The organism is Oceanobacillus sp. FSL W8-0428 (genome assembly GCF_038004405.1).
In the GTDB taxonomy this organism is placed as follows: domain Bacteria; phylum Bacillota; class Bacilli; order Bacillales; family Amphibacillaceae; genus Oceanobacillus; species Oceanobacillus sojae.
On record NZ_JBBORB010000001.1, the window covers coordinates 4,065,285 to 4,079,294 of the forward strand.

Below are 14,010 nucleotides of genomic sequence, written 5' to 3' on the forward strand. Positions count from 1 at the left end.
TTCCATTCTAACGAAGGAAAGGAGCAAAAATATGGAACAAGTTATACAAGCATTAAGCACAAAATTATCAAGTGATCAAATATCCTCAAATGACACAGTGAAAGAACTACATAGTAAAGATGAAACCTATCATCAGACAAGCCTGCCTGATGTCGTCGTGTTTCCAAAATCAACAGAGGAAGTTTCGTTTATCATGGAGGTCGCCCAGAAATTTCAAACTCCGGTAACCCCTTTTGGAGTTGGTACCAGTTTAGAAGGACATGTTATCCCTTACCAAAACGGGATTACGATTGATTTTTCATTAATGAATCAGATTCTGGAAATAAAAGAAAGTGATTTGCTTGTAAAAGTTCAGCCGGGAGTGACAAGAGAACAGCTGAATAAAGAGTTAAAAAAGTACGGTCTTTTTTTCACTGTAGACCCTGGTGCAAATGCAACTCTTGGTGGAATGGCAGCAACAAATGCAAGCGGTACCACAACTGTGAAATATGGGGTTATGCGTGATCAGGTTCGTGATATGGAAGTTGTGCTTGCAGATGGAAGTGTTATTCATACAGGAAACCTGGCAGCAAAATCCTCTTCTGGCTATCATTTAAACGGGCTTTTTATTGGTTCTGAAGGTACACTTGGCTGTTTTACCGAACTTACACTTCAGGTTTATGGAATACCGGAGCATATTGTTGCTGCCCGTGCTACTTTTCCAAGTCTTACTAACGCAATTGAAGCCGTAACCTCTATTTTACATGCAGGAATTCCAATCGCGAGAGTTGAGTTTGTTGATGAAGCTTCTGTAACACAAATTAATAAATTCAATGAGACAAATTATCCTATAAAGCCCACACTTTTCTTAGAATTTCACGGAAATGCATCTGGGTTGCAAGAAGATCTCGCATTTTCACAGGAGATTATGCAGGATCACGGCTGTGATAATTTCAGCTCGGAAACAGATAACGCTGCCCGCAACCATTTATGGGATGCCCGGCACAATCTAGCATATGCTTATATTCATGGTCATGTTGGTAAAAAAATGATGCTGACAGATGTTGCTGTTCCAATTTCTGAACTGGCAAATTCCGTGATTTATGCGGGTGAAGAATTAGAAAAGCTGAATATTCCTGGAGGCATTTTAGGACATGTCGGGGACGGAAATTTCCATTCATTAATTATGATCGATATGGAAAATGAAGAAGAAGTAAAAAAAGCAAAGCAATTTAATGAAAAAATTGTACGCTACGCATTAGAGCGCGGCGGAACCTGTACTGGTGAACACGGTGTAGGTATCGGAAAAAAACCTTATCAACGCCTGGAGCACGGTGCAGCACTTGATGTTATGGTAAATATTAAAAAAGCTTTAGATCCAAATAACATCCTAAATCCTGCTAAAATCGTAGATGTTGATAATAGAGTTAATCAATAAAAACATTTAAATCCGTTGAACTAGCACTCATAAAAACAGCTGAACGATCGTTCCAGCTGTTTTTTTATAGATACCCGGCGCACGCTTTAAAGTATTCATCCGGTTGGAGGTTTACGTACAAGCCCCAATATACCTGCGGTGATACAAAAGAAAGCTCCGATAATCGTTAAAGATATTTCTATGGATCTTTTTTATATGAGCTAAAAATTAAAAGCTGTAGAAAAACATCCCTTCATTATTTTCATGTTACACGTCAATGAAAAGGAGGCTTCTTTATTTCTATAATTAACAGCTGTTATTCTTTATCTAAAATGGACCTTCCTCAGACACCATCATCTCAACAAACTGTTCCACATCTTCCAGCTCCTCTATTTTTATTAAAGGAATAGATAGTCTGTCAAAGAGTGGTTCTCCATTTACCGCAAAAAATCATCGAACATATAAACAGCTTTCGGTAAAACTTTTATTTTATCAAGAAGTTGGTAGATTGCCTGCTGAACACCTTCTGTATCGTAAACAGATTCTATTAAATCATAATGTAATACTTCCTCCGTTCCCCTATCAATAAGAACAAGAATATACGGGATAAAAGGTCTTGATTCAGGAGTTTTCTGAACTGGTTCGTTCATTTGAATAAAGGCCAGCTCTACTTCATTCCCATTTGCAGGCTATATTTTTTTCTTTGTCCGCCGTCACTCCAGTTCAGATATATCCAGCTTCAAAACAGGGTTCTGCAGAGCTTTTTCAATCAGCTCATCCATTGATAAAAGAGTTAATTCCCCATTTTCCTGAATAACAAGCAGGTTCTCTCCAAAGCTCGGAACCTTTTCAGACAGGTTTTCCGTATCAGAAAGAAAAGTATTCAACTTTAATAGAATATCCTTTAAAAGAAGGCTTTCTTCCTGGTTAATCATCCACGGCAATTGATCCGGTATCATGCTGACAAAAGGAGGCCATTGATATTTTCCGCGGTATTTTCTTCCGAGACATTTTATTAATTCATATTCTTCTCTATCCAAATCCTCCTGATTATTCAAAACTCAATTCTAACATTATTTTTCTTTGGACAAGATGCAAATATTTGATAGTATCTATCTCTTTCATAACGGGCATCAATTTTATTTTTGCAGATTGGAATTTATTACCAGACAAATAAAAATAAGAGAATAAGCATGAACATAAATGCCTCTTCTCTTATTTACAGAAAACCGTTTAATGGGTTTATGAATACATCTGCCAAATAAACAGCCAGGCAATAAACAGTATGCTGCTGATACAGGTCAACAGATATCCGCCCTTCTGCCATTTCGATAACGGAGCTTTTTTCCAATATATAATTACCATAACAAGAGAAATCAAACTGGTTATAGTGAAACAATAAGTCCCTATAAAATGAAGAAACAACTCTGAATATGCCCGCATTGGATTAGCCAGCATCCGTACTATCAATAGTGCTATATTAACTGCCAAGGCTGTCCCTGAAAGCATCACCGCCCAGTTCCATTTCGCAGCAGCTGTTGTTTTATTCTTTCTTCTCCTTCGAAAAAATGCCAGCACTATTAAAACAAAAGGAGAAATCAGGAAGTACACTACAGACCAAATAAATAATACTAAGCTTACAAGCAGAAACGATTTACTTTTGTCCATAGACACATAATCAGCATACACCGTTGAAATTTGCTCTGCTTCTCCATCATTCACATGAAAATACATAACATTGTTTTGTATAAAGATATCATTTCCGCTTTTCAACTTATATACATAAGGACTCGTTTGCATATAAGTTGCTTTAAAACCCGCCAGATCCAATTCAATCTCATTATCATTTATTGGCTCAACATGTAATGGAGCAAGATATGCATAAAGATTCATGAAACCATCATAAGTTCGGCGTGCAGTAAGGTAAGACCCTTCTACGTCAGAAGCTGGAGGAAGGTTTTCCTGTACTGCCTGATCTCCCCTCCCTACTAATTCATCTATCAGCCCAATTGAAAGATCTGTTTCATCAGCCTGATTAGTTAAAACAATAATAGCAAACTGATCCTCCGGAACTATCTGCATATTGCTGGAATAAGCAACTGTATTTCCACCATGCATCAGTCCTCTATACTCCCCGTCATATTCCCAAAAACCGTGAGCAAGTCCCGGGACGCCCTCCTTTGGAGAATAGCTTGTTGAAAATAGTTCAAAAAGTGTCCCCTTTTCCTGAAATAAAGAAGTATTTTCCGATTCAGGCGGCATCAAAGCCTGTACAAATTCCGCTAAATCTATCGCCGTTCCATTAATCCCTCCGCTTGGATACATGGAAATATAAAAAGGCTGTGATTCTGTAAAATTAGCACTATCCCCAGTTAAGTAACCCTTTCCTTTATGAAGCGCAATGTCTTGATTATCCTCAACAGGCAAATGCATAGTGGAATGATTCATTCCCAATTCTTCAAAAATATGCTCATCTACATATTCATAAAAAGGCTGTCCGGTAATTCCTTCGATAATATAAGCTGCTAAAGAAGTAGAATAATTAGAATAAGCAACAACCTTCCCAGGCTTATAGACCTGCTTCGGCTCTGCTAATTTCAAAGATTCCTCCAAAGACACCAGATGTTCTGGAGAGTCAAATAATAAATCAAAAATATACTCTTCAAAGCCCGCATTATGATGCATTAAGTTTAACATGGTAATGGGCTGCTCATCAAAATTTAATTTAGTCAGAAAATCTTCCGGCAAATAGCTGCGGATGTCCTCCTCCAAATCCAATTCTCCTTGTTCAGCAAGCTGCATGGCTGAGACCCAGACAAATAATTTGGCAATAGATCCCCACTCCAAAACTGTTATCTCTGGATCCATCGGGATTTGATTTTCTATATCTGAAAAACCATAACCTTTGGACAGGACAATCTGATTATCTTTAATAGCTATAATTACTGCACCTGCCACAGTATTTCCTATGTATTCCTCTGCATAATCGTCTACAAACTCTTCCAGTTCTTCAATCGGGATACCAGATGGTGTTGTATTTTCTGCTGCTGAAAAAGTATTCGGAAAACATAAGCTTAATAAAAGTATATGGAGAAAAAAACAGCTTCTTTTTATCATTCTGTTACCCTTCTCTCTTCTTTTCATATACAATTTCTGTATTCATCATACCATTAAAGAGATATTTTTACAGATATTATTTAAAAATTCTAATAACTTTTAAATATTTTGATATTCTCACTCTCTGTTTTTAGGGAGGAGTTTTTAATGGTTCTCCATTTAACATCCATCAAAAGGCAGATGCTTCATTATTCAATTTCATTCTTTTATGTAATTATTAATCAGCAAACAAAGTGCTCCCTTTACGCCACTAGAGAGTTTTTATTATTTCTCCGTCTGCTTAAAGGGAGCATCATAATGTATACTTATTTTTTATTACCTATTACTTATGTTCACTCAGCCACTTAGTAAGTTCATCCAGGTCATCACCCTCTAAATTCCCGAAGGCTGGCATTCCTCCATCTGTTCCATTTTCAACAATATCAGCAATTTCATTCTGAGAATATTTGCTGCCGATTTCTGTTAAATCCGGACCTCCTCCAGTCAGATCTTGGCCATGGCAGCCGGCACAATTGTTTTGAAATACTTCTTCTCCAGCTTCAACGCTGGCAAACTCAGAATCTTCATCTTCCTCATTTTCTTCCACACCTGCAGACTCTGTCTCTCCCTCATCACCTGCGTTATCAGCGCTTTCATTATTGTCATCTCCTCCACAAGCTGCTAATACACACGCTAAACATAAGACCAATAATATGAGATAGAACTTTTTCATTATAAGTTTTCCCTTTTTAAATAATTTTATTTTCAATTTTCATACTACTCCTTTTATCTTTAAAAAACTATATATTTGCTTATATAGAATGATTCAAAAGACCTGAAAAAATATCTTTTAATAACAGCTTCTATGTGTTGTATTCTCGTAAGATTAATATATACTATTCCCTCCCTATCAGGAAAAGAATATATTTTTATTTATTTCACAAATAACAACAAGGTAAAATTAACTGTATATCTGCCAATTGAATAGAGCTTTCACTGTAAAAATTTTTAATCCCGATGATTTTAAGCCGATAAATTGATTATAATTACTGTAAACATAATTCTATTTAAAGATGATAAATAATGAAGAAGCGTATATACTTGTAAGGTATTTAGATTTTACATCTTAACTAATACAATAAACACAAATATTTATATATTTATGTAAAGATTGCAGAATAAAAATTGGTATTACAGAAGTTTTGGAATGCAGTCATCTTCTTTTGTTTTATACTGAAAGGATGGCTTTTTAGTTTGTTTAAATAAAATTACATCAGATATTATTTGATCCATGCTAAGTCATCTGCTGGATATATAGGAATAATCAATACGTATGCGACGGCTTCCGTATGCTCAAAACATACTTTAACAATAAGATTGTCACAAGTAATGTTCAAAATGGGTTAAACATTATACATAAAATGAAACTTCAATCAAAACTTGACTAAAAAGCAGTCTTCATAAAGAATCTTGAACCAATCAGAGCATCCTGGACTGCCCTGCTCCCACTTAGAATTTTCAATTTTCCTTTCTTATTGAAGCGGAAGCCTTACACACAAGTTAAACTGCGATAAAATCGAACGATTAATGATATACAGGGGGAAGCAAATATGAGAAGTATTCAGAGCTGGTTCGCAGAACGTTTACTCACACGGTTGAGTAACAAAAATAATTTTACCAATCATAATTTATACGCTAAATTTTTAAAAGAAAAACAAATCAAAAATGAGAAGCCTTATGTCTTGCCAAAATTTATTCAAAGAAAGTTTGACATAAAAAAACAAAAGTTTGATGGAATGGACTATTATATCTTTAATCAAGAAAAAAATACTTCTGAAAAAGCTATACTCTATTTGCATGGAGGAGGATATATCGAACAGCCATCTGTATTCCACTGGCTTTTTCTTGGAAAAATAGCAAAAGAAACGAAAGCTACAATTTTCGTTCCAATCTACCCTAAAGCTCCCAACCATCAATATAATGAATCTTTTGATAAAGTTCTTCCGATATACGAATGGATTTTAAGAACATTTGGTAAGGATAATATTACCTTGATGGGCGACTCAGCCGGCGGAGGATTTGCATTAGCGTTAGCACAATTGCTCCTGAAAAAAAAGTTATCACAGCCCCGGCATATCATCTTAATTTCACCTTGGCTTGATATTACGATGAAAAATCCAGATGCTTCTGCGCTGGAACGCAAAGATCCAATGCTGGGTATTTATGGTTTAATTGAAATGGGGAAAGCATATGCAGGAGACACAAACCCAAATGATTATTTACTCAGCCCAATAAATGGAGAGATAAATGGATTGGGAGAAATTACTTTATTTGTCGGAACACATGAAGTTTTTTTACCTGACGCCAGAAAGTTCAGAGACAGACTGAAAGCGGGAGAAGTGAAAATAAATTATTTTGAATATCCAAAGATGAATCACATCTTTGTACTTTATCCTATACCCGAAGCAAAAAAAGCGACCAGAGAAATAGTGGAAATTATCAATAATTAACCATAACAATATATACATTCTTGCAGTTAAAACCAGCTGAAGCAGCGCCTCCGCTTGAAACAGACGTAGATTTACGGTATTTTGATTCGAGACAAACACGTACTAAAAAACAAAAATAAAGTAAAACGATAAGTGCAGAACTAAAATAATATGAAGTGTTTTCAGTTTCGCACGTAAAAATGCCACTACGATGCCGAGACCTAGGATACTAAATGCAGATGAAACATGCGCGGGTGCAAAACTATCGGGAATAAATACCGCATGACCAATATAGAAAATGATTGCAACTGCCAGAATAACTGTCCACATTGGCAGGTGTTCCTCTAAGTAACTCTGCAATAATCCAAATGTAAGGTAATCCTGCCAGAATACAGAAACAGTCATCCAAAAAATATAAAGATGTGCTGGAAGCGGAAGATTGTAATAAAAAGGAAGCACCAAAGCCAGAACAACGGGAGAAATATAGAGATAAATCCATTTGGATTGATGAAATAATAATTGATTACAGCGTTTATGCGTTACAATCAGTATGATTACAATAATTAATGCAATGATTGTTTCTAGAAAAATAGAGGATTCGTCATTATTCGTAAATAGGTTCCCAATACCATTGCCATGCAGCCCTGGCGTCAAATACCAGAGTATAAGCCACCCTCCACAAATAACAAGAAAGGAACTCCAAGGCAATATTCTATTATTGGATGCAGAGGTATCATCTGGCGGTATAAAAAATAGAAAGTCTAACATGTTTTGGTCCTTCTTTTTCACATTCACCAAATCCTTTTAAGAAAAATTCACTGATAATGGTTTCATTATTTTTACACTTATCAAACTTCTATTCACGCAAAGCGAGATTTTTATCGTCTTTGTTTTGATGTCCACAATTCGAACATAGCTAACTGGAGGGGGAGTTTTTAACAACGATAACAATTTGCTTTCTGTACCAGGCTGCTTTGTATTCCAGCATTGTTCCTATATTTGCCGGATTATTTTATTGCGACTATTTCTTTTATTAGAACCATAAAAATACATACTCAAAGGCCACCACAGAATTAGAAAAATCGGATACACTTCCCAAATAACATTTGGTGTGGAAACCGCGCTGACAACAATCAAAAAAACGACTGTTAAGAAGGTTCCGAAAATAGATAGTCCAAAATATCTTTTTGAACTGATAAAATATAAAAGTGTTGGCCACCATAACACTGCATATGCCGGATAAACCGCCCACGGGTACCCTGGCGAAAGATAATAATTCAAGAAAGAATAATACAGTATGGCAGCCAGGCTTCCGATTATTGCAACAGACAGTTTTATACTTGATTTACCTAAGAAAGTTAAGACTACCAATAAAATAATTGGATAAACAGCGTATAAAACCCATGGATGCCCAGGTGAATTGAAATAATTATTTAACGATAAGAAAAGGATGATTACTAATCCTACAAAAAGAACACCAAATTTATATTGCTTTTCACTTAAAAAATAAAGGCTGACAGGCCACAGAACAAGTATATGAGAAGGATATAAAAACCAAAGATGCTCAGGACTGGTGAGAAGGTTAACTATCATCAAAAATACAATCGTCATAATACTTCCAATCGTTGCAAAAACAATTTCCTGCTTCATATTGACACCTCTTTTATTTTAATTTTCTCCATCGATAAAACATACTGAGCGGCCACCATAAAATAGCAAAGGTCGGATAGACAAACCAAATTGTTGATGGCGAGTAGTATAGATTAATAAAAACCATCAAGGCAATAATTAAAATACTTCCCCAGATAGAGAAATTCAAATCGATTTTTGCTCTTTCAATTCTTTTTCCATCTCCATCTCTGTTTACGTTATAAACACCTAGTTCACTTTTTATTTCATCAATATTCCCAAATTCCACGATGGCTTTGTTAACAGCATCCTCTTCTTCTTTCCCTTGAGCCACCAAATCATACACTTTTTCTTCCAGATTCTGAAAAATCTCTTGTTTAATAATTTCCTTTTCTTCACTCTTTGGAATATCTTTAAATAATTCATTTACATGATTTTTTATCTTATTCAATCTAATCCCTCCATAAACAAATCAATAATTTCCTTTGTAACTTTCCATTCTCTGGCTGTCTCTTTTAAATATGCTTTTCCTAACATCGTGATCCTATAATATTTTCGCTTTCCGCCATGAGATACTTTGCCATAATATGACTCAATTAATTCTTTCTTTTCAAGGCGTTGGAAAACGGCATATAATGTTGCTTCTTTAATCTGAAAACGATTTTCTGTCCGCAAGCTGATTTGTTTTGATATTTCATAACCATATTGATCATTTTCATAAATCAACCGCAGTATAATCGATTCCAGATGTCCCCGGATAATATCACTTCTAATCATAATAATCCTTCCTTATCATATAACTCTATCTGATAGAGTTATATTAACACTTATTACTCTATGTGTCAAAGTAATTATAAATATGATAAATTTATAATTTAAATGTTCATAAGTACTACTATATCATAGTGTAATAATTAATCTGATTTAAAAATTCAATTCAGTTCTCAAATGAAAGAGTAATTATTTAAATAATTACTCTTTCTATTATAGTAAATTTAAAATTGAACTTGTATTTTGGGTGTTTAATGAGATTTTATAAACAGGTGAGGACAGAATGTACAATACGGACGATGTCATAACTTAAATAATTCGCATCCTGCTTTTAATCAACAAGATGCGAATAGTTTATATTTATAGAAATTACTGTAAGGTTATCTGCTGCTTCTAACTAATCCCCTCTTCTCTAATTCTCAACTGTCCCTCCGCAGAAATGATAACCAATAAGCTATTGTACATACCAATGCCCATGCTAAAAGCGTAAAAAAAGCAACCCATGGCGGAAGCTCAGTAACTTCATAAGCAGGTGTTCCGAGCAGACTCATACTCGCTTGATCCGGTAGAAATCGTAATCCATCCGGCCATTGTAAAATACCAGTTGCAACAAATATAGGAATCATAATTAAAATGGAAAGCGGTACGATGGCGCTGCGTGTTATACCTGCAATGCTAAAAGCAATGATAGACATGAGCAAGTAGACCGCTGCCCAGCATGTGAGATCAATCAATTTGTGACTCATACCTGTATCCGAAAAGATATTAATCATCAATCGTGCCGGGATGACAGTTACCAATATGCCGCATAATACCGCCAGTACAACTGCAGTTACTTTTCCATTTATTAATCGTTGTCGATTTGGGACAGCTATTAATGTCATACGATTCTGGCCGCCCTGATATTCACTGCTTGCTGCATACACAGGCAGAATAAGAAATGCGTATATAGGAGCAAACATAACAATACCAAAGTCTGCCACCGTAGAAGGAGGCATACCATTTGCTGTATAAAAAACGAGACCACTTGTATCCAATATAGCGAGTCCAATATTCAAAATCGCAGTGATAATAATAAATAGTACGATTGTTGGATGAGAGATAATTTTCATAAATTCAGAGCGGACTACATTCAAAAACGGAATGGCAGGTTGCTCAGAAACTGATTTCTTCATCGAGCATCCCTCCGCTTCAATAGAATGAGTGAAAGGATTAATATGCCGATAAGCCACAGCATTAACACCATACCTCCCATTAGATTACTTGAACTAAACGGTGGACCTAAATCAGGCAATTGTGGTTCTTGCAATATAAAATTACGAGCTGCACTTATTGGTGTCCATGCGTCCACAGCCGGTGAAATTAAGGCAAGAGCTTGAGACATGGTCAAACCAATAAATCCTCCCATGATCAAAATACCCAAAAGAGTTCGCCGAGTAATAAGCGTGAAGCCTAAAGTAATCAAGGTAATCGCAACAAGAAAAAAGATACCTCCTGAAATTTGAAGAAATACTCCAGGTGACCATAAAAGATCAGGCTGCCAATCTTTAACCATAAGATATGCTGTAACCAGTGACATGATGGCATAAACAATTCCAATACCTACTGTATAAAGAGTCGTCGCAATGATCTTACTAATGACCATTTCAGTTCGGGAAGGCACCGCAAGTAAACTCACCCCTAATTGACCTGTTCGGAATTCTGCTCCTGCAATAGTTGCACCAAGTAATGGAAACAGGATTCCAGGATTAAATATGGCTGCACCTATTGTGGAATAAAAGTCCAATTCTGCATTGACAGGTGTTTCAAAATAATAGTGCATGCCGTTCTCATCTATGGATGTTAGTTTTTCTAAAAAACCGCCCACACTTAAGTAATGAAAAAAAAAGACCGACAGCCAATAAGATGAACGTGATAATCCAAACACTGCGCAATGAAATTATTTTTGTGAATTCAGATCGTATCGTTGCTCCCATGCTCATCACCAGCTTTCCCCGCTTTTGATACCTGTTAAGGCAAAAAAAGCTTCCTCTAGGGATTCATAATCTGCAACCACATCTTCAAGCGTACCTGAATCAATAATTTTTCCTTTATTGATGATAACAATGTCATCGACTATTTTTGACGTTTCGTCCATTAAGTGACTGGAGAGTAAAACCGTATTTCCATTTCGTGCATAGTCTTGCAGAAGTCTTCGCACACTCCGAATTCCTTCAGGATCTAATCCATTTACAGGCTCATCGAGTATAAGGATTCGAGGCTTTCCTAGTAGCGCAGCAGCTAAACCAAGACGCTGTTTCATCCCAAGAGAATACTTTTTTACTCTTGTTTTTGCCGCATGAGACAGTCCCACCATTTCCAGCACTTCGACTATTCTTTCTTTTGGAATACGATTTGATTCAGCAATCCATTTAAGGTGATCGATTCCACGGCGCTCCGGTACTGCCGCAGCACCATCTAACATTGCCCCAACCGTTCGTAAAGGCTGACGGTGTTCAATAAATGCTTTTCCTTCAATAAGCGCTGTTCCACTGGTAGCATTATCAAGACCAAGTAAAATGCGAAGTGTACTTGATTTCCCCGCTCCGTTGGGTCCCAAAAACCCAGTAATCCGTCCTGGCTGTGCTGTGAAAGAGACATTTTCAACGGCTGTTTTCCCGCCGTATCGTTTCGTTACATTATTGATTGTAATTGCTTTTGTTTTTGTACTGTTATTTTTTCTCTGCAAGTACATCCCTTCCTTTCTTTATGTCCCTATTTATTTTCATGTACTTCATCAGTATAGTAGTGAAAAATAAACTGCTACATTTGAATTGATAAATATTGATTAACAAATAGATTAACTTTTGATAAATTAATTGATATGTTTAAATGCAGAAGAAGTTAGATAATAGATTGGAAAAATATTTGCCGTTTGGATTATAAGTAACTGCTGATCGGTTAACAGATTTTTTAGCAACGCCCCCTATCTTCATCTGCTTGATTAGGGTTTAATATCTATTCATAAAAAGGAACTTTCTATTCCAGAAAATAAGCAGAAGGGAACTTTTTAACATACGGGAAAACATTAACAATATTTTTCAACTTGCAATTCTAGGACTCATAGCCTGTTTCCTCTTGAAAAATGCAAGAATTATATTTGTATCACAGAAAAAATATGTATATAAACGTTTTGGAAATAAGCTGGACATTACCTATAAAATTTCATGGAGTTGAATATTATCACTTTCGCGTTAAAAAATGAAATAATAACTGTTTATTATGATGTTTCTGCAGAAGAAGGATCTCTCACATTAGAGTGGAGAGACAGCAAAAATCTCCTTTATGATCATACTTTCTTTGAAAACGAACAAGTTGAATTTTCATATACTGCAAAAAGAAGGATTCACTTATTGAAATTAGAAGCTGACCAAATCCGAGGAGGAGTCTCGGTGGAAATGATTAGAAAAAACCCTGATAATAATACCATCATTCGATAGGTTTTCTTGATACGTATTGCTTTTTAGCTTATTAATATTAGAAGAACGTATTTGATACATAAATCTCTCTTCCGTATGTTTTTTGCTCTTTGTTTATAGATAGCAGTATAACAAAGTCTCTCCGTAAATAATAAATTAAAAAAGCGGCTGGAAATACAAACTCCAACCGCTGATTAATATAAATATATTAAACTTTAACATTACTTTCCTTTATAATCATTCACCCCTCTTTGCATCATGCTGTATTTTTACCAATAATCACACAAGTAACGGTTACTGCAGCGATGAAGATGGTATATAAATTAAATGCTTCATGAAGAAATAAAACAGAGAATGTGATCATTAAAAAAGGTTGTAAATATTGCAATTGACTTACTTTGGAAATCCCCCCGACAGACAAACCTTTATACCAAAATACATACGCTAAAAATTGACTGATTACTGCTAAATAAATAAAGCTTACCCAGCCTGTTATAGGTGCAGTAAAGATTTCTTCTGCATTAACAGAATGAATGACAGGCATTAAAAATAAGGGAGCTCCAATAATGACAGACCAAGCTATCGTTTGCCAGCTGCCAATTTCTTTAGATAATTTAGCTCCCATTGCATAACTCAGCCCCAATATAATGACAGATACAATCAACACCATATCCGCCAAATGAATAGTACCTAATCCTAAAGTGAAAGCATATATAATCACAGATAAAGAGGCAATTGAACTAACAACCCAAAATTTAATAGCTGGCCTTTCATTCGCTATGATCATCGCAAAAAATGCCGTAGCCAGTGGCAGCAATGCCAGTTCAACCGCTCCGTGGGATACCGGTAAATCTACCATGGCATAGGTTGTTAACAACGGAAAAATAAAAACTGCCCCAAACGCGATAATAAAAAGATCTCTAAATTGTTTCTTAGTCGGTACAGGTTGTTTATTGATTATCAAAAACAAGACAGCCAATAAAGAGGCAGGTATTGTTCTGCCAAGTCCAACAAATGTAGAATTAAAATATTGAACTGCTACATTCGTTGCGGGTAATGTCAGGCTAAAACATAACACACCAAGCATCCCCCAAACAAAACCCGATAAATGATTACACTTATCCATAAATACTGCTCCTTTTCATTGATTTATTGTACCGGTACATATAAC

13 protein-coding genes and 1 pseudogene are annotated in these 14,010 nt (G+C 35.7%); 2 read left to right on the top strand and 12 right to left on the bottom strand.

All coding sequences use genetic code 11. The annotated features are described in order from the left end of the window. Window positions 1-31 precede the first annotated feature (31 nt). On the top strand, window positions 32-1,417 hold the full coding sequence (locus MKY30_RS19485; protein WP_341085137.1) for an FAD-binding oxidoreductase: 1,386 nt from the start codon (window positions 32-34) through the stop codon (window positions 1,415-1,417). Between the two features lie 416 nt (window positions 1,418-1,833). Here MKY30_RS19485 and MKY30_RS19490 read toward each other — a convergent pair. The 4 genes and pseudogenes from MKY30_RS19490 to MKY30_RS19505 all read right to left on the bottom strand — a co-directional run. Then, a pseudogene (locus MKY30_RS19490) lies at window positions 1,834-2,064 on the bottom strand (DUF6930 domain-containing protein); the annotation flags it as partial. 45 nt (window positions 2,065-2,109) lie between these two features. Beyond that, window positions 2,110-2,454 carry a DUF7309 domain-containing protein gene (locus tag MKY30_RS19495; protein WP_445667725.1) on the bottom strand — a complete coding sequence of 115 codons (345 nt, stop codon included), beginning with the start codon at window positions 2,452-2,454 and terminating at the stop codon, window positions 2,110-2,112. Window positions 2,455-2,638: 184 nt separating this feature from the next. Next, entirely contained in the window at window positions 2,639-4,513 is a 1,875-nt protein-coding gene (locus MKY30_RS19500) for a serine hydrolase domain-containing protein (RefSeq protein ID WP_341085139.1), read from the bottom strand. A 322-nt stretch (window positions 4,514-4,835) separates the two neighbouring features. Further along, window positions 4,836-5,225: a c-type cytochrome gene (locus MKY30_RS19505; RefSeq protein ID WP_341085140.1), complete on the bottom strand. Its 390-nt coding sequence runs from the start codon at window positions 5,223-5,225 to the stop codon at window positions 4,836-4,838. A gap of 877 nt (window positions 5,226-6,102) precedes the next feature. Here MKY30_RS19505 and MKY30_RS19510 point away from each other — a divergent pair. Further along, entirely contained in the window at window positions 6,103-7,002 is a 900-nt protein-coding gene (locus MKY30_RS19510) for an alpha/beta hydrolase fold domain-containing protein (RefSeq protein ID WP_156987536.1), read from the top strand. A gap of 102 nt (window positions 7,003-7,104) precedes the next feature. Here MKY30_RS19510 and MKY30_RS19515 read toward each other — a convergent pair whose 3' ends face one another. The 8 genes from MKY30_RS19515 to MKY30_RS19555 form a co-directional block, all read right to left on the bottom strand. Further along, window positions 7,105-7,749, bottom strand: a complete 645-nt coding sequence (locus tag MKY30_RS19515; protein ID WP_156987538.1) for a hypothetical protein — start codon at window positions 7,747-7,749, stop codon at window positions 7,105-7,107. Window positions 7,750-7,974: 225 nt separating this feature from the next. Beyond that, a complete protein-coding gene (locus MKY30_RS19525; protein WP_156987540.1) occupies window positions 7,975-8,631 on the bottom strand; it encodes a hypothetical protein in 657 nt (218 codons plus the stop codon). Between the two features lie 13 nt (window positions 8,632-8,644). After that, window positions 8,645-9,061 carry a permease prefix domain 1-containing protein gene (locus MKY30_RS19530; protein WP_147210477.1) on the bottom strand — a complete coding sequence of 139 codons (417 nt, stop codon included), beginning with the start codon at window positions 9,059-9,061 and terminating at the stop codon, window positions 8,645-8,647. Continuing rightward, a complete protein-coding gene (locus MKY30_RS19535) occupies window positions 9,058-9,387 on the bottom strand; it encodes a PadR family transcriptional regulator (RefSeq protein ID WP_147210476.1) in 330 nt (109 codons plus the stop codon). Before MKY30_RS19535 ends, MKY30_RS19530 begins: the two co-directional genes overlap by 4 nt. A 413-nt stretch (window positions 9,388-9,800) precedes the next feature. Continuing rightward, window positions 9,801-10,556, bottom strand: coding sequence for a hypothetical protein (locus tag MKY30_RS19540; protein ID WP_341085141.1), 756 nt, complete (start codon window positions 10,554-10,556; stop codon window positions 9,801-9,803). Beyond that, entirely contained in the window at window positions 10,553-11,203 is a 651-nt protein-coding gene (locus MKY30_RS19545) for a hypothetical protein (RefSeq protein WP_341085142.1), read from the bottom strand. Before MKY30_RS19545 ends, MKY30_RS19540 begins: the two co-directional genes overlap by 4 nt. A gap of 159 nt (window positions 11,204-11,362) precedes the next feature. Continuing rightward, complete coding sequence (locus tag MKY30_RS19550) at window positions 11,363-12,109, bottom strand: ABC transporter ATP-binding protein (protein ID WP_341085143.1); 747 nt, start codon at window positions 12,107-12,109, stop codon at window positions 11,363-11,365. A 986-nt stretch (window positions 12,110-13,095) separates the two neighbouring features. Continuing rightward, the gene (locus MKY30_RS19555; protein WP_341085144.1) at window positions 13,096-13,965 is read right to left on the bottom strand and encodes a DMT family transporter; all 870 of its coding nucleotides are present in this window, start codon (window positions 13,963-13,965) and stop codon (window positions 13,096-13,098) included. Between the last annotated feature and the right edge of the window lie 45 nt (window positions 13,966-14,010).